Raw genomic sequence first — 22,892 nt, forward strand, 5'->3', positions numbered from 1 at the left:
CGGGAGTTGCGTCGATGAAGGCTCTTCACTGTCCGAGGTGTGGCGGGCGGTTGTCCGCCGGGCGTCCGGGATCCGGGTGTCTCCATTGCCTCCTGCAAATGGGGTTGAGCGACGACCCGGAATCGAGGGAGGGCGCCGACTCCGAGGGACCGGAGGATGCAGGGGTGGGGGGTGATGGCATGCCGGCGGCGGATGAGGTGCGGGAGGTGCGCCGGTTGGGCGACTACGAGTTGGTGGAGGAGATTGGCCGCGGCGCGATGGGCGTGGTGTACCGGGCGCGGCAGGTGCGGCTGGACCGTTGGGTGGCGGTGAAGCTCCTGCTGGTGGGGCGGTTTGCCAGTCCGGAATCGGCACGGCGCTTCGAACGCGAGGCGCAGGCCTCGGGGCGGCTGCAACACCCGAACATCGTGCCCACCCACGACTACGGGGTGTGCGAAGGACAGCCCTACATCTCGATGGACTGGATCCAGGGGGTGAATTTATCGGAACTGATCCACAACCGCCCGCTGGCCCCGCGACGGGCGGCGCGACAGGTGATGGCCCTGGCCCGTGCCGTGGGCTACGCGCATGGGCAGGGGATTCTCCATCGGGATCTCAAACCCTCCAACGTGGTGATCGATGCGCAGGATCAACCGCACCTGACGGACTTTGGACTGGCCAAGCGGCTCGGGGAGGCGCTGGACCTGACCCTGACCGGCCAGGCGTTGGGATCGCCGAACTACATGGCGCCGGAGCAGGCGGCGGGCCGGCGTGAGGCGATCGGTCCGGCCATCGACATCTATGCGCTGGGGGCGATTCTCTATCATGGCCTCACAGGGCGTCCGCCGTTCTTTGCGGACAGTGTGACGTCCACGCTCCGGCAGGTTCAGGAGATGGAGCCGGTGCCGCCGCGGTTGCTCAATCCCGCCGTGCCGCGCGATCTCGAGACGGTGTGCCTGAAGTGCCTCGAGAAGCTCCCAGGACGACGGTTTGCCTCGGCGGAGGCGTTGGCGGACGAATTGGAGCGATTCCTGGAGGGGCGGCCCATCCGGTCCCGGCCGGTGGGTCTGGCGGCGCGGGGAGTGCGGTGGTGCCGTCGTCATCCGGGGCTGGCGGGTCTTGCGGGGGCATTGGGAATGCTGCTGCTCGTGGTAGGGGTGCTGGGGGCGTTCGCCATCGGACAGGCCTCCCGGGCCCGCGACGCGGAACACGCGGAGCGCCGGCAACGGCAGGTCGCGGAAAGCCTGGCGGAGGAGCAACGGGAGCGACTGCTGAGGTCGCTCCTGCAGACCGGCCGCCGTGCGCTCGACGACGGCGATCCAGCCCAGGCCCTGCTCTGGCAGGTGGAGGCGCTGGAACTCTCGATGCACCAACCCGCCGAGGAGGAGGTGCACCGCCTCCGCATCGCCTCCACCCTCAGCCGTTGTCCGCATCCTGAACTCATGCTCCCCCACGCCGCGCCGTGTCTGCTGGTGGTGTTCACCCGCGACGGCCGACGGATCCTGACCCTGTCCGGGGAAGATCCACCGCGGGACGGGGCGGGTCTGAATCCGGAAGGAAGGCTGCACCTGTGGGACGTGGCCACCGGTCGACCGGTGTTTGCGCCGTTGCCCCATACCGCGCTCGGCTTCGGCAGCGGCGGCTACAAGGGCATCGGCATTCACTACCACCCGTTCGATCCAACGGATCGACGCTTCTTCACCCTCGTGAGCCGCGGTGATTCGGTCTCGAACGTGCTCACCCGGGTCCAGGTCCACGACGCCGACTCGGGCGACGTGGTCGGAACGCCCTTCGAGGTCGAGGGATTTGTTCCGTTCGCGGAGTTCAGTCCGGACGGAGCCCGGCTGGCCGTGGCCAGCGCGCAACGGTTGCCCGGGATGAGTCAGCGGGGGGACGCCCAGGTCTGGGATGTGGCCACCGGGACTCGCGTAGGGCCGGTCATGCCGCATCCGGCGGGGGTCTCGGCGGTGCGGTTCGATCCGGAGGGCCGACGTCTGCTGAGCGGTTGCCGGGACGGGGCGGCACGCCTCTGGGAACTGCCTTCGGGCACCCTTCTCGTTCCCCCGATGCCCCACGGCGAGGGGGTGTTGCATGCCACCTTCGACCACGCCGGACGGCGGGTGGCCACGGTCGGCGTCGGTTCCTGTTATGCGCAGATCTGGGATGCCGCCACGGGCGCGCCGCTCGTTCCCCCGCTTGGAAACATCCCTGTCCACTACCATGCCTACGCGTCCCGCTTCAGCGACGACGACCGCTGGCTCCTGACCTACGGAAACCCGGGCTCGGTTCGGGTGTGGAACGTCGCAACCGGGGAGGCGGCGTTTCCCTGGGATCCCGAGTGGGGCGCGGCCGACGCCCGATTCCTCCCCGGCGGCCAGCGGTTCATCACCGTCGGGGGCGACGGCAAGATCCGGTTTTGGGGGGTGGAGGACGGCCGGCCCAAGGGGACCCCAATCCTGCAGAAGGAAGGCTTCGTTTCCCTCGCGCTTTCCCCTGACGGCCGGCGGGTGGCGGTCGCCTGCGGCAGCGGTCTGGGCCTGGTTTGGAGGCTGGATCCACCCGGGCAGCCGTCCGTGACGCTGCCTCATGGCGCGCCCATCCTGCATCACGCCCTGGACGCCTCCGGGCGCCTGGCCGTCACCGCGGCCAGCGACGGCACCACGCGCGTCTGGGATCTGGCCACGGCGCGTCCCACGGGAACTCCATTGGTGCATCCGAAGGGGGTCACGTCCATGGAACTCTCCCCCGACGGACGATCCATCGCCACGGGCGGCATGGACATGACCGCGCGGCTGTGGGATGCCGGGACCGGTGCCCTGTTGGTTCCACCGATGGTTCACTCGAACCCGGTGTGGACCGTCGGGTTCGATCCCGAGGGACGTCGCCTGGTAACCGCCAGCGGCGTCGCGCCCTGGGTCCCGGTTTCCTTCTACATCAACCAGCCCGTCGTCCAGGGGCCCCGTGAGGGCGAAGCGTGCGTCTGGGAAGTCGCCTCCGGCCGTCCGCTGACGCCTCCCCTCCGCCATCCCGCCATGGTGATCGCCGCCTGTTTCAGTCCCGACGGGCGTCGCGTCCTCACCGCCGGGGCCGACCGGACCCTACGGCTCTGGGACGCCGCCACCGGGGACATGGTTCTGCCGCCCATCCCACTTTCGGGCATCCCGCTTCGAGCTGGCTTCAGCCCCGACGGCAGCCGCCTGGTTTCGGGTGCGTTGATCTCCGACCGCCAGCAGAGCGCCGTCCAGCTCTGGGATGCCGTAACAGGGTTGTCCGCCACCCCGGACCTGCAGGTTCCAAACAGTTGCATCAGTGTTCGGTTCAGTCGGCAGGGCGATCGATTGGTGATGGCCCAGTATGGGAGCCTGTTTCTCGGCCTCTGCGACGTCCGGACCGGTTCGAGGGCTGTTCCCGATCTCGACGTGCCATCGCCCGTGAGCGATGCCGACTTCTCCGGCCACGGCCGTTGGCTGGCCACAGGAAGCCTGGACGGCGCGGTGAGACTCTGGGACACCCGGCGCGGCGATCTGCTGGCCGAATTTCGGGGCCACAGCCATCCCGTTCACCGCGTGAGTTTCACCCCGGACGACCGCGGCATTCTGTCCAGCAGCCTCGATGGCACCGCCCGACTCTGGCCCATTCCGAGCGACCCGCGGCCTCTGGACGATCTGCGCCGCCTCGCGCACGTCCTTTCCGGGCGCAGGATCAATGCCTCGGGCCGGGTCGCCGCCGCCAAGGCGGGCGAGATCAGCGACGCGTGGAATCTCCTCCGCGACCGCTACCCGGACCCGCTGATGCCGAACAACGCCCAACAGTCAGCCAGAATGTGCCCGGAAAGGGCACCCTCCCCGAGGTAGGCACACCGCATCTCGCCGGGTTCACCTTCGGTGATCGTCACCTCCGGACTGTCGGCGCTCCGGACGGTGAGGCCGTGGTGGATGACGATGCGTTCGGTGGGCCGGGACCACAGTGCTCCCCACCTGGGGATCACGAAACGTACCGAATTCGTCTCCGGCGCTCATGGATGGGATCCGGCTTCGGGAATGGGTCCGAACATTTTCGGAACAATTTCCGAGCGCGTCCTTATCTCCAGGTAGGAACCAGTATGTCGCGCAGGCGTCCCAAGGAAGGGGGATGTGTCCGGCATTCCGGATCCTGGACGACGCACGTCGCCCCTGCCGCGACGGGGCCGAAAAGCGAGACCTCGAAAACAGTCATCCGCATGAAAACCCAAGAGCTACCACAAAGACCCGCCCGCTTTGCCATCGGGTTGTTGCTGCTGATCCCGCTCCCCCTTCTGGCCGCCACGCAACTCTTCGTGGCCATCGACCCTCCGGGGTTCGACAAGCTGCCCCGGCAGTCCAGCCAGGTCGCCTGGGGCGATTATGACAACGACGGCCTTCCCGATGCGTATGTGGTGCAGTTTCCTACCGGGCAGGATTCTAGAAGGACCACCAACGTGCTGTTCCGGAACGTGGGCAATGGCAGCTTTGTTCAACTGTCGGACTCGGCGATCGGAGGTCCCGCCGCGCACCGGCACCAGTCGTGGCGGGTGGAGTGGGCCGATGTGAACAACGACGGACGGCTGGACCTGGTGCTCCATGAGCATTCGATTAACCGTCGTAGTCGAACCGCCCACCTGTATCTGAATCAGCCGGATGGACGGTTCACCATCGCCGACGCCGGCGAGTTCAGTTGGCCGACGAGGGGGAGCATTGGCAACAGCATCAGCCTGGCGGATTACGATCAGGATGGGTGGTTGGACATCCTCCTTTGTGGAGGCGCCGACCTGGGCCTCAACGCCCTCGCTCATTCCAGAGGGGACGGTTCCTTCACCCGTGTAACTGGCAATCCCATCACCTCTGAGGTGCCGCAGGGCGGTATGAACACCGCGCTGTGGACGGACATCGATGGGGACGGCGACCCGGACCTGGTCGTCGCTCACTTCTGGTCGCCGCCGCCCAACTTCCTCTATCGCAACGATGGCGCCGGACAGTTCACTCGGCTTGCCGGGGACCTCATCGGTCCCGTCCTCGGAATCTCCAATGTGGAAGCTGCCGACTTCGATCGCGACGGCCACCTGGACCTCGTCACCGCGGGCGAGGCTCTCCAGATTCTGCTCAATCGCGGCGATGGCGAGTTCAGGCTCAGTCAGCGTTTCGACTTCCTCTGGTCAGACGTTTATGTGGGTGACTACGACAACGACGGCGACACCGACATCCTGAGTGCCGGCGTGGGCATCGAACGTCTGGAGGTTCGTCTGTTTCGCAACGATGGCACCGGCCGGTTCACCGAGGTCAGCGAAGCCTTCACCGGGCCGACCGAGGCCAGCGGAAACTGGGTGGACTTCGACAACGACGGGTTTCTCGATCTTTTCCTGGCCTACCCGGGATCACCGCAGTTGCGCCATGTGTTGTACAAGAACCAGGGGAACGGAAATCACTGGATCAAGTTCCGCCTCGTCGGCTCGGCGTCCAACCGGTCGGCGTTCGGCGCCAGGGTGCGCGTGAAAGCCACCCTGGGCGGTGAGACGGTCTGGCAGCTTCTGCAACAGAGTCACTCCCTCGCCTCGGGTGACGCGCTCCGGCTGCATTTCGGCCTTGCCGACGCCACCGTGGCCGAGGAGGTGCGGATTGAATGGCCATCGGGCAATGTGCAGGTGCTGGAAAACCTTCCCGCCGACCGCATCCACACGGTGACAGAACCGGCGCCGTTTCGGCCTGAGCGCCCGGTCGTCACGGTCAATGGCACCGTGACCATCACCAACCTGGCTTCGGCCCTTTCACGACAATGGCACTTCAATGGCCAACCTCTCGAGGGCCAGACCAACTGGCTGCTCACCCTGACCCAGGTGCAGCCTGCGCAGACCGGGCGCTACACGCTCGTCCGCGAGACCAGCACCGGCACCGTGACCCAGCACGTGTTCCTGAGGGTCAACCCCCAGTTCACCAAGATTCTTCAGGGCGAGATCGTCACCGAGGAGTTCGGGAGCCAGACCGCCAACTGGTTCGACATCGACAACGACGGGTGGCTCGATGTGCACATTGGCAATTCGTCGGTGGCACCGCGCAACTCCCTATTCCGCAACAATCGCGACGGCACGTTCACCGCGCTGACCGACAGCCCGCTCGTCACCCATGGCCCGGGAATCTTCTCGGCGACCCCGGCGGACTACGACAATGACGGGTGGGTGGATATGTTCCTGCCGCACTGGGACCACTTCGACCTCTTTCGCAACACGGGTGAGGGAATCTTCTCTCCGATGTCCCTGCCACCGCTGACTGGGCCCACCAGCTCGGCCGTGAACGCAAGCTGGTCGGACTACAACCGCGACGGTCACCTGGACCTGTTCGTCACGCGGGGTTGGTACACCGACGACATCGACTACAACGACCGGCTTTTCCGCAGTAACCGCGACGGAACGTTCACCCAGGTCGAGGCTGCGGAGGTTGGTGAGTTGGTGAATGACCGCCTGCGAACGACCTACAGCGCTTGGTTCGATTATGACAATGACGGTGACCAGGACATCCTGGTCATCCATTATGGCGGCGTCCCCCCGCGGCTTCACCGCAACAATGGCGACGGCACGTTCACCCGGGTCCAGGCAGGCTCACTGGGGGCCGCGTTGAATGACGAGGCTCCGGCTATCGGCGATTACGACAACGACGGCTGGCCGGATGTCTTTCTCTCACGGTGGCTTTCCGGTGTCGTCGGACTTCACCGGAACCTGGGCCACGGCATGTTCGCGAACGTCACTCACGCCGCCGGGATGTCGTTTCAGGATCGCACCGATAATCCGCCCGCCACCTGGGTGGACTACGACAACGACGGGCATCTTGACCTTTTACTGCCTTACGCTGGGGACGCCCGGCTGTACCGCAACCGCGGCGACGGCACGTTTCAGTCAGTCAACATCGGAAACATGCAGACGGACGCCACGCACTGGGGTTTGGCGGCGTGGGCGGACTATGACAACAACGGGTTTCCGGACCTGTTGCTGGTGCATGGGGACAGCTTTCCAGTCCGCAACCACCTGTACCGCAACGAAGGCAATGCCAATCACTGGCTCAAAGTGAAGGCTGTGGGCGTCACCTCGAATCGCGACGCCATCGGTGCCAAGATCCGGCTCACCGCGACGATTGGAGGACGTACCTTCACGCAACTGCGCGAGATCTCCGGGAACGCCCCGGGCTGCGGCGCGCCGCTGCCGTACGGGCATTTTGGCCTCGGGGATGCCACCCGCGCCACCAAGGTTCGCATCGAATGGCCGTCGGGTGTCGTGCAGGAACTCGCCGACGTCGGCGTGGACCAGATGCTCACGGTGACCGAGGCCGAGGTGATTCAGGTGACCTGCATCCAGACGGTGGAGGGTTCACGCATCCTCTGCCGCGGGCTTCCAGCCACGGCCTATACGCTCCAGGAATCCTCGGACCTCAGCACGTGGAGGGACATGCCGCAAGTGGCCACCACGGACGACACGGGCACAGCGACCGTGGTGGTTCCCAACGCGGGGAGCGTCCGGTTCTACCGGGCGATCAAACGCTGACGGAGCGAGGTCCGGCCGCACGGTGACCTGAATCCACAACCATCTCCTTCCCATGAGAACCAAAAAATTCCCGAGCACAACCGCCGGTCTGGGTCTGGTCCTGCTCCTGCTGGTGGCGGCGACGATTCGTGCTGAAGCCCAGTACCAGTTCCGGACCGAGATTCAATCGGATGGCACACTTGCCCTTTACCAGGGTCAGAGTTGTCCAACGGGGGACCTGAGCATCCCTGACAGCATCGGCGGACGGAGGGTCACCCAGATTGCGGATGGCGCGTTCGAGGGGTGCAAGGGCCTGACCCGGGTAACGATCCCTGAGGGTGTCCTCCGCGTGGGAGAATGGGCCTTCTGGCGGTGCACAGGTCTCACGAGGGTCACGATCCCGGACAGCGTCCTCAGCCTCGGAGACTCGGCGTTCGCCGGCTGCACCCGACTGACAGACGTGACCCTCGGTGAGGGGATCCAACACATCGGGGGTGGAGCATTCGAGGGTTGCCCGCTGGGCGATGAACCGCTCTTCAATACCGGTCGAACAATGCTGGCCTGGGTGCCCCGGGGAACCACCGGACGTTACCTCATTCCGGATACGGTGAGCGCGATCGGCGGCTCGGCCTTTGCCGGTTGCCGGAACCTCACCGGCGTGATCATCCCTGACAGTGTCAGTCGAATTGGAGACCTGGCGTTCGCCGGCTGCATCCGGCTGTCCGAGATCACGATCGGCGCAGGGGTAATCCAGATTGGGGGCGGGGCCTTCGACGGCTGTCCGTTGGGCGCCGAACCGCTCCTGAACAGCGGTCGGACGACCCTGGCCTGGGTACCTCGCGGGACAACCGGCACTTATGTCATTCCGGACACCGTCACCGCCATCGGCGGTTCCGCCTTTGCGGGGTGCCGGAATCTGACCGCCGTGACGATCCCCGGCGGAGTCCAGGCCATCGGGGATCTGGCGTTCTACGACTGCACGGGCCTGACCCAGGTCGAACTGCCCGAGAGTGTCACCCGGATCGGGGAGATGTCGTTTGCCGGCTGCAGTGGGCTGGCCAGCATGATGTTGCCCGACAGCATCACTGAGATCGGGGATTACGCATTCGCCTACTGCAGCCGACTGACCCAGATCGTCATTCCCAAGGGCGTCACGCGAATTGGAGAGCAGACATTCTCCCAGGCGACCAGCCTGACCGGGGTGACCCTGCCCGACGGCATCACGAGCATCGGGGACCAGGCCTTCGTGGGCTGCCGGCGCCTGAGGAATCTGACGATCCCCAACAGCGTGACGTCGATTGGCGTCGCTGCGTTTAAGATGTGCACGAACCTGACCAGCATCGTCATTCCCGACAGCGTCACTCAGTTGGGCGATTCGGCATTTCTGGCATGTTTTAGCCTGACGCGCGCCTCGATCGGCAGGGGGGTGACCGAGCTCAGGCCACTGACCTTCCGTTCGTGCGATGCCCTTGGCATCTTGACGTTGACCAATGGCCTCCGCCGCATTGGCGATCAGGCCTTTGACGGGAGTGCGCTGACCAGCGTGATCATCCCTCACACGGTTCGTAGCATCGGAGCTTTGGCGTTCGTGAGCAGCCAGCCGTTGATCGCCTATTTTGCAGGCGATGCTCCCCTGCTGGTGGACTCAACGGGAGCGGTCTTGTCGAGTCAGCCTGCGTTCCTGGTGCCGACCGTGATCCGGTATCTGCCGGGAACCCGGGGCTGGGGATCCACCTACAGCGGCCGACCAACCGCCCGCTGGGTCCGTTCTCGTCCGACGATCCTCGATTTCGGGGACCGATTCGGGCCGTCCCCGGCCGGGTTCGGGTTCGTGATCTCGTGGGCGAACCGAGACCAGGTGGTCGTGGAGGTCGCCACGAATCTCAACGATCCGGGTTGGACACCCCTGACCACCGCGACCCTGACGGACGGGTGGGTCCTGTTCACCGACCCGGACTGGCGACAGCATCCGGCCCGGCTTTATCGGGTCCGGGCGGAGTGAAAGAGGTCGGGCGTCTCAGGAGCCTCGTTGACACCAGCGCACCAGCGCACCAGATTGGATCCGTGCGCCTCACCATCCGACTTGAACCCGAACTCTATGCAGTCGCCAAGTCCCTCGCCAAAGCGGAGGACTGCTCTCTCAGTACCGCCGTCAATCGCCTCCTGCATCGTGCCCTTGCGGCGGAACCCTCCCACCCCCCCCCAACCAGGCAGACCCCAACCACCCGCCACGGCCTCCCGATCTCCCGCGCCCGCCGTCCCATCACCGCCGAGGATGTCGCCCGGACTGAGGAGGAGGAGAACCACCCATGACCTGGCTGCTCGATGCCAACGTCCTCGTGGCCCTGCTCATTGAACAGCACGTGCACCATGAACGCGCCCATCAATGGTTCGGCAGGCTCCGCAAGTTCCATTTCGCCACCTGCCCCTTCACCCAGGGCGCCTTCCTGCGAGTTCATATGCGGGAAGCACATGACCGGAGCGCCGCCGCCGCCTGGTCAACCCTGGAAAAGGTGAATGCGCACCCGGCTCACCAATGGTGGGGTGAAGGACCCAATTTTGTGGAGGTGCCCCACCGCCACCTACAAGGCCCAGCCCAGGTGACCGACGCCTGGCTCGCCGAACTTGCCCGCCGAAGGAATGGCCGCCTCGCCACCCTCGACACCGCCCTCGCCCGGTTGCACGCCGATGTCGCCCACCTGCTGCCGAATTGAGTCATCCCCGCCGGCACAGGAAGCGGGTGACCCGCGGTCGGATCTTAGAATCTGACATTGGACATTCTGGCGATAATGCCTGTGGAGGTTGAATGCAACATCCCTGGCTTTTCAGGGATTTCGGCGCCTTTGCAGGCCATTCTAAGCTCCATAAGCCATGCGCGAGATTCGGACAACAATTCCCCGCCATGACTTCTTCTTGCTCTTGCTCTTGCTCTTGCTCTTGCTCTTGCTCCAATCCGATTCCGTATGAGCTCGGCACAAACCCTTTTTGACCACGAAAAACTGGTCGTCTACCAGCGTAGCATTCAGTTCGTAGTCTGGGCTAATCGCATTCTCGAACACGTTTCCTCCAAGCTGGCCGTCCATAACCAGTTGGACCGCGCTTCGACTTCGGTCCCTTTGAACATAGCCGAAGGCAATGCGAAATACACGGCTCCGGACCGTTGTCGTTACTTGGATGCGGCGCGGGGCTCCGCCTTGGAGTGTGCGGCTTCTTTGGACGTGCTGGTGGCCAAGGGAGAACTCAGTTCGGAGCAGGTCCGGGAGGGCAAGGCGCTACTGCACGAGACGGTTTGTCTGCTGGTCGGCCTCATCAGGAGCCTCTCTCCTGGGCGACTGGGCGAGGAACTGCCGCCGTACCGAACATGCGGCGACATCTAGGAGCAGGAGCAGGAGCAGGAGCAAGGACCTTGCGCTGCGAAACGGATTCGCGAATTCGACGGCTTCCCCCGAGCGGCGTCGGGATTAGCGCCAAAATGTGAGTGATATTTTCCGTCGCCCGCTCGATCCGAGGCCGGATTTGTCAAATTCAGAGATCTGACCCCTGGCGTTCGACTTGCCGGCACGCCTTCCAGCCGGCAGCCTCGGAGGAACCTCGCATGAACCCATCGGATCCCCGCCCCGCTCCGGTTCGGATCGTCTCGATCGACGCCTTTCGGGGATTGGTGATGTTCCTGATGATGGCCGAAGTCCTGCACCTGAGCCGGGTGGCCCGGGCCCTGCCCGAAAGCGGCTTCTGGGCCTTCCTCGCACGACAGCAGAGCCATGTCCCGTGGGTCGGCTGCACCCTCCACGACCTCATCCAGCCCGGGTTCAGTTTCCTGGTCGGCACCGCGCTGGCCTTCTCCGTCGCCAACCGCCAGTCCCGCGGCCAGCCATTCCTGCCCATGTTCGGGCACGCCGCCTGGCGCGCCCTGATTCTCATCCTGCTGGGCGTCTTCCTTCGCTCGGTGGGTGCCCCGCAGACGCGCTGGACCTTCGAGGACACGCTGTCCCAGATCGGGCTCGGCTATCTGCCGCTGTTCCTCCTGGCCTTCCGACCCCGCCGGGACCAGTGGATCGCCCTGGGTGTCCTGCTCTTGGGCACCTGGCTGGCCTTCGCGCTCTATCCCGCGGCGGGACCCGACCACGATTTCGCGGCGGTCGGGGTGACCGACGAATGGCTCGCCGCCCACGGCCTGAGCGGCTTCGCAGCCCACTGGCAGAAGAACGCCAACCTCGCCTGGGCCTTTGATCACGGGTTCCTCAACCTCTTTCCCCGCCCTCAAGCCTGGGAGTACAACGGCGGTGGTTACGCCACGCTCAGCTTCGTGCCCACCCTTGCCACCATGCTCCTCGGCCTCATCGCCGGCGGAGTGCTCCGCCACGAGACGCTGCCGTCACGCCGCCTGGGACGCCTGCTCACCCTGGGCGTCGCAGGACTTGCCCTGGGCGCCCTGTTGGGCATGACGGGCCTTTGCCCCGTCGTGAAGCGAATCTGGACTCCGTCCTGGGTCCTGTTCAGCGGCGGCTGGTGCTTCCTCATCCTCGCCGCCTTCCATGTCCTGCTCGACCGGCGCGACGGCCACGCCTGGGCCTTTCCCCTGCGCGTCATCGGCATGAACTCCATCGCCGCCTACGTCATTGCCCAACTGTGGGACGATTTCTTCGAATCCACCCTCCGCACCCACCTCGGACCCGGATTCTTCCAGGCCCTCGGGGCCGCCTACGCCCCGCTCCTCGAAGGCGCGGTGATTCTCGCCCTCTACTGGCTCGTTCTCTTCTGGATGCACCGCCGCGGCCTGTTCCTGCGGATCTGAAGGCGCCTTTTTGATTGGTCATTTGGCGCCGGGCGCCACACTTGCCCGCGTCATGAGCAAGTCGTCGGGCCCGACCCCCTCGAAGAAGTTCGCCGCCTACCCGCGCCTCAACCCGCTGGGCATCGGGCGCAATATCACCGCCGCGGACCTCATCGACCGGACCATGATGGCCTACAACGGCGGTCGCCTGCGCGAAGGCTGCCGCCTCTTTGCCGAGAAGATGCTCGCCGACGACGGTTTCGTGGGCCTCAGCCTGACGGGCGCCCTGACCCCCGCCGGCCTCGGCAAGAGCTGCCTGATCCCCCTCATGAAGGCCGGATTCGTGGACTGGATCGTCTCCACCGGGGCCAACCTCTACCACGACCTCCACTACGGCCTCGACATGGCCCTCTATGCCGGATCGCCCTTTCTCAACGACGTCGATCTCCACCGGGACGGCGTGATCCGCATCTACGACGTCCTGTTCGATTACCACGTCCTCCTCGACACCGACGCCTTCGTCCGCGAAGTCATCCAGGGACCCGAGTTCCAGCGGGCCATGGGCACCGACGAATTCCATTACCTGCTCGGCCGCTACGTGGATGAGCGCGGTCGCAAACTCGGCCTGCGCGACAGTTCCGTCCTCGCCACCGCCTACCGGTGCGGCATCCCCATCTTCACCAGCAGCCCCGGCGACTCGAGCATCGGCATGAACGTCGCCGCCATGGCCCTGCGCGATTCCCGACTCCTCCCCGACGTCAACCGCGACGTCAACCAGACCGCCGCCATCGTGTACGAGGCCAAGTCCGCCGGCCTCACCAGCAGCGTCCTCATCTTCGGCGGCGGCAGTCCCAAAAACTTCATGCTCCAGACCGAACCCCAGATCCAGGAGGTCATGGGCATCCAGGAAAAGGGCCACGACTACTTCCTCCAGTTCACCGACGCCCGACCCGACACCGGCGGCCTCAGCGGCGCCACCCCCAGCGAGGCGGTGAGCTGGGGCAAGGTGGACCCCGACAACCTCCCGGACTGCGTGGTGTGCTACGGCGACTCGACTCTCACGCTGCCGCTGCTCACCGCCTATGCCATGGCCCGGGTCAAAGCCCGGCGTCCCCGCCGCCTGTACGACCGTCGCGACGCCCTGCTCACCCGCCTGCGCGACCGGTACCTTCAGACAGGCACCGTCTCCAAGGTCCTCACCAGCCGCAAACGCGCCAAACGCGCCAGCTCCGTTGGCGCCAAGGCGTGAACGCCACCCGCCCCATGCGCATCGGTGTCCTCGGATCCGGGAAGGGCTCGACCTTCGTCGCCCTCGCCGATGCCGTCCAGTCCGGCACCCTGCCCGCCACCATGGCGCTGGTCCTCAGCGACGTCGCCGACGCCCCCATCCTCGATCGTGCCCGCGAACGCGGCATCCCCGCCCACCACATCCCGCCCGGCCCGTTCCGCACCAAGCTCGATGAAACCGCCGAGGCCGGGTTCGTCCGGCACCTGCGCGAGGCCGATGTCGAGGTGGTCGCCCTTGCCGGGTTCATGCGCATCCTCAAGGGCGACTTCCTCCGCGCCTTCCCCGAACGCGTCATCAACGTCCACCCGTCCCTCCTGCCCTCGTTCCCCGGCCTCGCCGCCTGGCGCCAGGCCCTCGAACACGGCGTCAAGATCACCGGCTGCACCGTCCACTGGGTCGATGAAGGCATCGACAGCGGCCCCATCCTCGCCCAGGCCGCGGTGCCGGTACGGGACGACGATTCTCCGGAGAGCCTCCATGCCCGGATCCAGGAGGCCGAACGCCGGCTCTACCCGGCGGTCCTCTCCGCCCTGGCCCAGGGACGGATCCGCCGCGAAGGCCGCCGCATCCTCGGCTGGCAGGAGCCCGCCTGACGCCGCCGCCCAGTCTTCCAACACTCCTCTCATGAGCAGCACCCCAACACCCCTCGTTCGACTCGGCCTGCCCAAGGGCAGCCTCCAGAACGCCACGCTCGAAAAGCTCGGCCGCGCGGGCTGGAACGTACAGGTCAGCAGCCGCTCCTACATCCCCTACGTGAACGATCCGGAACTCGAAATCCGCCTCATTCGCGCCCAGGAAATCAGCCGCTACGTCGAGCACGGCTACCTCGACGGCGGCATCACCGGGCACGACTGGATCGTCGAAAACGGCTCCCAGGTCCACGAGGTCGGCGAGTTTCTCTTCAGCAAGGCCACCCGGCAGCCCACCCGCTGGGTGCTCGCCGTGCCCGAGGAATCGCCCATCCACGGCCCCAGGGATCTTCAGGGCAAACGCATCGCCACCGAGGTCGTGAACCTCACCCGCGCCTACCTCCAGCGCCACGGCGTCACCGCCGAAGTCGAGTTCTCTTGGGGCGCCACCGAGGTCAAGGCCCACGAACTCGTGGATGCCATCGTCGAGGTCACCGAAACCGGCTCCTCCCTGCGCGCCCACCGCCTGCGCATCGTGGACACCCTCCTCACCTCCACGCCGCGCATGATCGTCAATCACACCGCCTGGGCCGATCCATGGAAACGGGCCAAGATCGAGACCCTCTGCCTGCTCCTCCGCGGGGCCATCGACGCCGAAGCCAAGGTCGGTCTCAAGCTCAATATCGCGCAGGAGAACCTCCCAAAGGTGTTGCAATCCCTGCCCGCCTTGCGTAATCCAACCGTCTCGACGCTCAGCCAACCGGGCTGGGTGGCGGTGGAAACCATCCTCGACGAGCAGGTTGTGCGGGAGATCATCCCCCAGCTCAAGGCCGCCGGCGCGGAGGGCATCATTGAATACCCGCTGAACAAAATCGTGTACTGACGCCGGGCGGGGGAGACGAAGGATTGTATGGGATCGCTGAAGAAACGTCGCAAGACGAAGATTAACAAACACAAGCGCCGCAAGAAGTTGCGCGCCAACCGCCATAAGAAGCGCACCTGGCAGAAGTAGGCCCTTTCCGGGTCGCCTTCCCGCCCCCCGACGGGCGGCGAGGTCGCTGCCAGCCTTCAGGCCACCGTCCCCATCCCCGGGGACGGTGGTGTCGTTCGTCGCCATGGCTCGCCTTGGGGTCGCTTGGGCCGCGCTGCTGACCGTTCTGCTCGCTGGAACGATCGGCTGCGGATCGACTTCCTTCGAGCGCGGTGATCGTACGCTCCGTTCCCGGTCCAGGACGGAGTTCCGCGAGGTCCGCCTCTCCTCCGAGGACGAACGCCGCGTCGAGGCTCATGCCCGCTTCACCGCAGGCATCCTGGCCGAACTTGAAGGACACCTCGAGGAGGCCCTCGAACATTTCCAGGCCGCCGTCGCCAGTGATCCCCTCAACGAAGACCTCACCTTCGATGTCGTCCGCAAACTCATCGAACGGCGCCGGTACGAAGACGCCCGCCTGATCCTCGAACGGTTCGTCCGTCGCTCCCCCCAGCCCGGCATGGCCTGGGGCTGGCTCGGCATCGTCCATTCCCTCCAAGGCAATCCCAAGGCGGCCATCGCCGCCAATCGCGAGGCCATCGCCCGCATGCCCCGCAACATCGGGGCCTACCAGAACCTCGTCGTCGTTTACCTCCAGGCCGGCCAGGCCGCCGATGCCCTCGCCGTCCTCGAAGAGGCCGGCCGACAGCCCGATACCGACAGCGGCTTCCTCCTGGTCCTCGCCAATTCCCTCGGTGTCCTCGACGCCATGCGCCACCCCGATCTCGGCAATCTCCAGCCCCGGATCGTTGCCCTGCTCGACCGCGCCGCCGAATTGGGCCCCCGCAATGCCGCCGAACGCCTCCGCCTCGCCGACCTTTACCATCGCTTCGGCGAGTCCGCGAAATCCCTCCCCCTTTACCAGGCCCTGCTCGAATCCGATCCTGACCTCCCCGGCCTGCGCGAACGCCTGACCGGCATCTACCTCGAGTCCGACAACCCGGACAAGGCCATCGAACAGCTCGAAATCCTCTCCCGCATCGAGCCCACCAACCCGCTTCCCCATTACTTCCTCGGCGTCCTTGCCCTCGAACGCCAGCGCTTCGAGGAAGCCGTCGATGCCTTCAACCGGGTCCTCCTCCTCCGCCCCGACCAGCCTGATATCTACTTCGACCTCGCCATCGCCCACCTGAGGCACCGTCGCCCCGCCGAGGCCCTGGCCATCCTCGATCGCGCCCGTCTGCGGTTCCGACCCAGCTTCCGCCTCGAATACTTCTCCGGCACCGCCTGTATCGAGCTCGAACGCTACGACCAGGCCATCCGTCACCTCACCGCCGCCGAGGTCATTGCCGGCGCCACCGCCCCGGAACACCTGACGCCCGCCTTCTTCTTCCAGTCCGGCGTCGCCTTCGAGCGCGCCAAACGGTACGAGGACGCCGCCGCCCAGTTCGAAAGAGCCATCGAACTCGATCCCAACTTCGCCGAAGCCCTCAACTACCTTGGCTACATGTGGGCCGAGCAGGGCCTCCACCTCGAACGTGCCCACGAACTCATCGAACGCGCCGTCCGTCTCGACCCCGACAACGACGCGTACCTCGACAGCCTCGCCTGGGTCCTCCATCAGTTGGGCCGGTCCGAGGAAGCCCTCCCCCACCAACTCCGCGCCGTCTCCCTCAGCGAGGAACCCGATCCCACCCTCTACGATCATCTCGGCGACATCTACCATCGCCTGGGTCGCCTCGAAGACGCCCGTGCCGCCTGGCAGCGCGCCCTCGACCTCAAACCCGACCCCGAGATCGAACGGAAACTGGAAGACTCCGGGCCGTAGTGCGCGGCCAGTTCTCCGTCGGGAGGCGAGTGGCGAGTGGCGAGTGGCGAGTGGGGAATGGGGGAAGCGGGCGGGTCCCAAGGGCCCTCAGCCTTCAGCCTTCAGCCCTCAGCGCTCAGCCCTCAGCCCTCAGCCCTCCACCCCTCACCCCCCGGCCACCCGGTTCTGTACGAACCGTTTTCCGGGCAGTTGGGTCACCAGTCGCTTCATTTCCAGGTTCAGCAGCGCCACCGACACCGTGGCCGCCGGCAGCCGGCTTCGATGAATGACGTCGTCGATGGGCAACTCCCCCGACGCCAGCGCTGCCAGCACCTGTTCCTCCTGTGGCGACAACGTCAGCGCCGGCAGCATCCCGGTCTCGGCGGGTGACGGCCTTCCGTTGGAGGGCGGGAAGAGGTACTCGAACTCGCTGAGGATGTCCTCCGCCCCCTCGCACAGCTTGGCCCCCTTCTTCAGGAGATCGTGGCACCCCTTGCTCCGGGGTGAATCGATCCGGCCCGGCACCGCAAACACCTGCCGCCCGTAATCCAGCGCGAAATTCGCGGTGATCAGCGCCCCGCTCGACAGATTCGCCTCCACCACCACGCTCCCCAGCGTCATCCCCGCCACAATCCGGTTCCGGATCGGGAACGACTGCCGGTCCGCCGGGCGATTGAAGGGAAACTGGGTCAGCACCGCCCCCTGCGCGGCAATGCGCTCGAACAACTCCGCATTCTCCGGCGGAAACACCAGGTTGATCCCCGTCCCCAGCACGCACACCGTCCGCCCCTTCGCATGCAGCGCCCCCTGATGGGCCGCCGTGTCGATCCCCCGCGCCCCGCCGCTCACCACCGTCACCCCGAGATACCCAAGCTGGTACCCGAGGCGCCGCGCCACCTCGAGTCCGTAGTGGGTCGTCTGGCGCGACCCGATCAGGGCCACCGCATTGCGGTCGCGGGGCTCGAGGTGTCCGCGGACATACAGCACGATCGGCGGATCGTAGATCTCCCGCAGCAGCGCCGGGTATTCCGCATCATCCTGAACGATCACCCGGCAGCCAAACTCCTCCACCCGGCGCAGTTCCGCCGCAAGATTCACCGACCGTTCCCAGCCGGCTATCGCCTCGGCCGTGTCCGACCCAACCCCCGATACCCGCATCAGGGCGTCGCGCGAAGCCCCCAGCACCGCGCATGCGTCCCCAAAATGGTCGAGCAAATGCCGCAGCCGCACCGGCCCGACATGCTCCACCATGTTCAATGCCACCAGCGCCTCCCGAACCTCCATGGATCTCGCTTAACCGACCCGGTGCCAGCCGGCAAATGCAAACGCCAGCAAACGCCACACAGGAATCGCCGCGCCGATACACAACACCGTTGCGCAAACCAGCCTCTGCCAAATACATTGCCCCCGCGCCTCGCGCCCACAGTGAGTTCCGTCCCTCAGACATACCAGACCCGCCTGCCTGGCGGGAGCGACCATTCTGATCGGGGACCGCTCGCCTGCTCCGGCGCGGCAGCCAGCCGGTTGCCGGCGCTCTGCCGGGGCCTGGCTGCAATCCCGCGATCCGCGGGGCGAGCTTCGCCTTTCCCCCAGGTTGTGTTACCCCTGTCCGTCCTGTCCGTCTCCCAAACCCTCCCCCCGCTCGATGATTGAAGTTTTGTTCTGGGCAGCCGTTGGCTCGGTCCTGGCCGTGGTCTTCGCCTCCTTCTTCGAATGGACCCTCCACCGCTTCGTCATGCACCGGCCGGTCGGCCCGTTCACGTATCCATTCCGGACCCACGCGCTGATCCATCACCGCATCTTCCGTGCCGACCACAGCTATCACCTGATCGACGAAAAGGACAAGGAAACCATCCCGATGGCGTGGTGGAACGGCCCCGTGCTCGTGCTCCTCTGCGCCCTGCCCTTCGCCGGGGCGGCATGGTACCTCGGTCAATGGGGCCTGCTGATCGGTGGTGCTGTGACCATGGCCGCCTACTACGGCGTCTATGAGTACCTTCACTGGTGCATGCACCTCCCCCGGAAACGCGCCCTCGAACGGTCCGGCCTGTTCTTCCGGCTCAATGGCCATCACATCCTCCACCACCGGTACATGCACAAGAACTTCAATGTCGTGCTGCCACTCGCCGACCTGTGCCTGGGAACGCTCCTGATCCGCTCCAGGGTTCACTTCGCCCAGCCCACCGGGCCGTCCGTTCCCGACCTCCAGCCCCTCGCGACCCACCAGTCCCCGGTCCGCCGCTTTCTCCGCTTCCTGCGCCTCTGCATCACAGGCGTCAAAAGCTCCTGAAGCCGCTCCTGAGGCCGCTCCTGAGGCCCAATTCCTCCGCGGGGCAGAATCCGGCACCGGCGCGCCACCCCGACGCTTCCGTCCAGCCAGGACGCCGGTAGTCTCGCCGCGTGCACCTCCGTCACCTCCGCCTGCGCGATTTCCGCAACTACGGGCGGCTGGACGTGGACTTCGATCCGGGCTTCCACCTGCTGATTGGCGACAACGCCCAGGGGAAGACCAACATCCTCGAAGCCATCTACCTGCTCGCCACCCTCCGGTCGTTCCGGGGCGTCGGCGGCGCCCAAATGGTGCGCCACGGTGCCCGCGGCTACTTCGTTGGGGCCAGGTTCCTGTCGGAACTTGAACACGAGGTGCGCATGTACTGGTCCGCCTCGGAACGATCCCTCACCCTCGACGATCAGCCGGTGCGACGACTCGGCGACTATTACGGACAACTGCGCGCCGTGGTGTTCTGCAGTGAGGATCTCCACCTCGTGAAGGGGCCCTCCCGCGGCCGGCGACGCTTCCTCGACTTCCTCCTCGCCCAGTCGGAGCCCGGGTACCTGGCCACCCTCCAACGCTATGTCCGGGCGCTCCAGTCAAGGAACGCCGTCCTCAAACGGCCCGACCCCGATCCAGCCCTGCTCGAACCGTTCACCCGCGAAGTCGTGGCTGCGGGAACGGTTCTAATCCAACGACGCCGCGCCCTGGTCCCCGACCTCGCGACTCGCGTCCGCGACGCCTATCGCCAGATCAGTGGGGACGCCGAGGAGGTCCAGATGCGCTATGCCCCGACGGTGAAGGAGGATTTCGCGGTTGAACTGGCCCAGTCCGCCGCCCGCGAGCGGGTGCTTCGCGCCACCGCCGTCGGTCCCCATCGTGACGATCTCCAACTCCTTCTGTCAGACCGATCGGCGGCCCAGTTCGGCAGCGAAGGCCAGAAACGATCCCTGGCCATCTCCCTGAAAATGGCCCAGGCAGAGTTCCTCACCGCCCGCATCGGTCCGCCACCCATCCTCCTCATCGATGATGTCATGGGGGAACTGGATGCCCGGCGCCGGGCCGGACTGATGCCGCTGCTCGAGCGCGCCGAGCGCGATCAGGGGCAGGTGTTCATGACCTGCACCCAGGAGAATTGGCCCAGCGAGATCGGTCGGCGCCTCCGAAAATGGACCGTACCACGGCTGATTCGCCTGGATCGAGCGGAAGAGCAGGCGGGGCAGGCGACATGAGTTCCGGCGAAGCGTCGCAAGCCTGCTCGGCCAGAACCACGACCTTCACCACCCTGTCGGGGTCTGGCCATCGGGAACGGCCCCCACGCCCGCGCTCAAGGCAGCAAATCGGAGGGACGAGATCCGCGAGTCCTCATCCCAAAGCACCCCATCGTTGCGGCCTCGTGGAACTCGGCCCTCCGAGGCAATGCTTCGCGAAGTTCGCGCCCCTCCCCACAACTCCGGGATGCACGGCATCCGCGCGTCCGCGCCCGTCGTTGAAATCCTGCTTGCCACCCAACGGCGAGGAAGGCTGAATTGCCGGCCCACGTTTTGGGGCTGGGTAGCTCAGTCGGTAGAGCAGAGGACTGAAAATCCTTGTGTCGGCGGTTCGATTCCGTCCCCAGCCACCAGCCTTCGCTGGCCTGCCGGCCAGCTATGGCTGGCAGGCCAGCGAAGGCTGCCCGCCGTAGCCCGCAGGGCGAAGGAGGGCCGCAGATTCATGGAGCACCCCAAAGGAGACCCACACCACAGGCTCCAGCAGCCCGCAGGGTGAAGGAGGGCTGCAGATTCATGGAGCAGCCCAAAGGAGGCCCGCAAATCAAAGCACCAGCCGAGGCCATGCCTACGTTTCACTACGTGTACACCCTCGAATCCCAGTCCGCTCCCGGCCGGATCTACACCGGCCAAACCCGCGACCTCCGACGCCGCCTCGCCGAGCACAACGCCGGCAAAGTCACCCACACCGCCAGGTACCGCCCCTGGACTGTACGATCCGCCACCGCCTTCTGTGACCGGACCCGTGCGCTCGCCTTCGAACGCTACCTGAAATCCGGATCCGGCCGCGCGTTCCTCCATCGGCACCTGTGACCGGCCGACGCTTCAGCCTCAGGACCGCCGATCGTCGAACCGCCGAGACGCTCATCCACGCCCGCAACGAAGCCCTGCGCCAGCCCCAGCTCAACCTCCGCATCGCGCAAACCTACCTCACTGCCGCCGACGACCAGGCCGCGAAACGGACGTGGGGTGACGTCATGCGCGAGATGATCGCCCTGCGCACCGGCGCCAACGCCGCCCGTTACGAGCGCGGCTCCGCCGAATCCGCCTTCGACTCGATCCGCGACCGCCCCCTCATCGACACCCAGGCCGAGCATCTCCTCGCTGTCCTCCGAGCCGGCACGGTCTCGACCAACATCTTCCTCCGGCGCTTTCACAACTTCGCACTCGGGATGAACTGGATCCCGTGGCCGATCCTGCCGAAGAAGCTCTGGCCTTCGGTCCGGCACGGTGAACGCCGCGGTATCACCCGCACCGAACACGCCGCCAGCGCATTCTCCGCCGCCTGAAGATCCAGGGCGTCTCCCTCCACTCCTACCGCTACGCCTGGGCCGAACGCGCGAAAACGGCCGGCCTGTCCGCCGAAGTCACGCGAACGCGAGACGAAGGCGGGGTACCCCGAGCGCTTCGCCCAGGAAGCCCTCGGCCACAACAGCAAAGCCGTCCACCGCGCCTACGCCCGCAACGCCCAGGTCACCCTTCCGTCCCTCGAAGAATTCGAGGCGCGAGGGGAGGGGAACGTGGTCGCGGTCGGGTTCGGTCGGCCATCCGATGCAGCCCGATCCGAGGAGCGCGAGGGCCAAGGGACGTGAGGGAAGCCGGCGAACCCTGCCTGGCGCGCGAGATCGCCGTTGGTCGGAATCGCCCCAGTTTGGTGTGGCCCCCATGCCCGATCGGCACCAAACGCCAGGCGCTGACCCTCCGCTACGGCGATCAACGCGCACTTCCCCATCCTCGACCGCGAGCCGCATCCCGAACGCCGCGCGTTCTACGAACTCTGCTGGCACCTCGGCGGTGCCCAAGGCGACATCGCCAACCTCGCCGCCGAGGACATCGACTGGGAACGCCGCGTCATCGCGTATTTCCGGCGCAAGACCGAATCGCCCGCCCTGATACGCATTGGCGACGACCTGGAAAGGGTCCTTCGCCAACTCCCGGCGTCCGGCCCGCTCTTCCCCAATCTCCGGGGTGTCCGGGCCTCCGACCGAGCCACGGAATTCAAGCAACGCTGCCGGGGTCTCGGCATCGAGGGCGTGACGCTCCACAGCTACCGCTACGCGTGGGCCGAGCGCGCCAAGACGGTCGGGTACCCCGAGCGCTTCGCCCAGGAAGCCCTCGGCCACAACAGCAAAGCAGTCCACCGCGCCTACGCCCGCCACGCCGAGGTCACCCTCCCGGCGTTGGAGGAGTACGAGCGGCCGCAGGCCGAAAGGTTGTGCGCGTAGGATTCGGGTCGGGAATCCCTCCGGAGGAAAGACCTCTTCTGGATTCGGCATCCGCCACGGAGCGCAAACGCCGTAGATGACGCGCCAAGAGCGCTTGGGCGCTGAGTTCCGGCCAAACCGATCCATGCGAAGGTGCTTTGCCCTCGGGAAGCCGTGAG

General features: G+C 66.1%; 18 protein-coding genes and 1 tRNA gene. 18 read left to right on the forward strand and 1 reads right to left on the reverse strand.

The annotated features are described in order from the left end of the window. The first annotated feature begins 14 nt into the window (after window positions 1–14). From KF833_07185 to KF833_07240, 12 genes are all read left to right on the forward strand, one after another. Complete coding sequence (locus tag KF833_07185) at window positions 15–3,833, forward strand: protein kinase (GenBank protein ID MBX3745078.1); 3,819 nt, start codon at window positions 15–17, stop codon at window positions 3,831–3,833. Between the two features lie 365 nt (window positions 3,834–4,198). Then, entirely contained in the window at window positions 4,199–7,522 is a 3,324-nt protein-coding gene (locus tag KF833_07190) for a VCBS repeat-containing protein (protein MBX3745079.1), read from the forward strand. A gap of 52 nt (window positions 7,523–7,574) precedes the next feature. Beyond that, the gene (locus KF833_07195; GenBank protein ID MBX3745080.1) at window positions 7,575–9,503 is read left to right on the forward strand and encodes a leucine-rich repeat domain-containing protein; all 1,929 of its coding nucleotides are present in this window, start codon (window positions 7,575–7,577) and stop codon (window positions 9,501–9,503) included. 62 nt (window positions 9,504–9,565) lie between these two features. Next, entirely contained in the window at window positions 9,566–9,814 is a 249-nt protein-coding gene (locus tag KF833_07200) for a hypothetical protein (protein ID MBX3745081.1), read from the forward strand. After that, the gene (locus tag KF833_07205) at window positions 9,811–10,215 is read left to right on the forward strand and encodes a PIN domain-containing protein (protein MBX3745082.1); all 405 of its coding nucleotides are present in this window, start codon (window positions 9,811–9,813) and stop codon (window positions 10,213–10,215) included. Before KF833_07200 ends, KF833_07205 begins: the two co-directional genes overlap by 4 nt. A 249-nt stretch (window positions 10,216–10,464) precedes the next feature. Next, window positions 10,465–10,878, forward strand: coding sequence for a four helix bundle protein (locus tag KF833_07210; protein MBX3745083.1), 414 nt, complete (start codon window positions 10,465–10,467; stop codon window positions 10,876–10,878). Window positions 10,879–11,165: 287 nt separating this feature from the next. Further along, window positions 11,166–12,296 (forward strand): DUF5009 domain-containing protein, encoded by a 1,131-nt coding sequence (locus tag KF833_07215; protein MBX3745084.1) that lies wholly within the window; start codon window positions 11,166–11,168, stop codon window positions 12,294–12,296. Between the two features lie 52 nt (window positions 12,297–12,348). Continuing rightward, the gene (locus tag KF833_07220) at window positions 12,349–13,524 is read left to right on the forward strand and encodes a deoxyhypusine synthase (protein MBX3745085.1); all 1,176 of its coding nucleotides are present in this window, start codon (window positions 12,349–12,351) and stop codon (window positions 13,522–13,524) included. A gap of 14 nt (window positions 13,525–13,538) precedes the next feature. Then, window positions 13,539–14,156 carry a phosphoribosylglycinamide formyltransferase gene (locus KF833_07225; protein ID MBX3745086.1) on the forward strand — a complete coding sequence of 206 codons (618 nt, stop codon included), beginning with the start codon at window positions 13,539–13,541 and terminating at the stop codon, window positions 14,154–14,156. A 31-nt stretch (window positions 14,157–14,187) separates the two neighbouring features. Next, the gene (locus KF833_07230; GenBank protein MBX3745087.1) at window positions 14,188–15,075 is read left to right on the forward strand and encodes an ATP phosphoribosyltransferase; all 888 of its coding nucleotides are present in this window, start codon (window positions 14,188–14,190) and stop codon (window positions 15,073–15,075) included. Window positions 15,076–15,102: 27 nt separating this feature from the next. Then, window positions 15,103–15,204, forward strand: coding sequence for an AURKAIP1/COX24 domain-containing protein (locus KF833_07235; protein ID MBX3745088.1), 102 nt, complete (start codon window positions 15,103–15,105; stop codon window positions 15,202–15,204). 103 nt (window positions 15,205–15,307) lie between these two features. Beyond that, a complete protein-coding gene (locus KF833_07240; protein ID MBX3745089.1) occupies window positions 15,308–16,990 on the forward strand; it encodes a tetratricopeptide repeat protein in 1,683 nt (560 codons plus the stop codon). A gap of 144 nt (window positions 16,991–17,134) precedes the next feature. Here KF833_07240 and dprA read toward each other — a convergent pair whose 3' ends face one another. After that, complete coding sequence (gene dprA / locus KF833_07245) at window positions 17,135–18,253, reverse strand: DNA-processing protein DprA (protein ID MBX3745090.1); 1,119 nt, start codon at window positions 18,251–18,253, stop codon at window positions 17,135–17,137. Between the two features lie 361 nt (window positions 18,254–18,614). On the opposite strand from dprA, the gene KF833_07250 reads away from it, so the two are divergent. From KF833_07250 to KF833_07275, 6 genes are all read left to right on the forward strand, one after another. After that, window positions 18,615–19,259, forward strand: coding sequence for a sterol desaturase family protein (locus KF833_07250; protein ID MBX3745091.1), 645 nt, complete (start codon window positions 18,615–18,617; stop codon window positions 19,257–19,259). 110 nt (window positions 19,260–19,369) lie between these two features. Further along, window positions 19,370–20,473: a DNA replication/repair protein RecF gene (locus KF833_07255; protein ID MBX3745092.1), complete on the forward strand. Its 1,104-nt coding sequence runs from the start codon at window positions 19,370–19,372 to the stop codon at window positions 20,471–20,473. Between the two features lie 316 nt (window positions 20,474–20,789). Then, window positions 20,790–20,865: transfer RNA gene (locus KF833_07260), tRNA-Phe, on the forward strand. Between the two features lie 208 nt (window positions 20,866–21,073). Further along, window positions 21,074–21,322, forward strand: coding sequence for a GIY-YIG nuclease family protein (locus KF833_07265; GenBank protein ID MBX3745093.1), 249 nt, complete (start codon window positions 21,074–21,076; stop codon window positions 21,320–21,322). Further along, window positions 21,319–21,798, forward strand: coding sequence for a hypothetical protein (locus tag KF833_07270; GenBank protein ID MBX3745094.1), 480 nt, complete (start codon window positions 21,319–21,321; stop codon window positions 21,796–21,798). The genes KF833_07265 and KF833_07270 overlap by 4 nt, the downstream gene beginning before the upstream one ends. A gap of 423 nt (window positions 21,799–22,221) precedes the next feature. Beyond that, window positions 22,222–22,734 (forward strand): tyrosine-type recombinase/integrase, encoded by a 513-nt coding sequence (locus tag KF833_07275; GenBank protein ID MBX3745095.1) that lies wholly within the window; start codon window positions 22,222–22,224, stop codon window positions 22,732–22,734. Window positions 22,735–22,892 lie beyond the last annotated feature (158 nt).

The organism is Verrucomicrobiia bacterium (assembly GCA_019634625.1).
Classification (GTDB): domain Bacteria; phylum Verrucomicrobiota; class Verrucomicrobiia; order Limisphaerales; family CAIMTB01; genus CAIMTB01.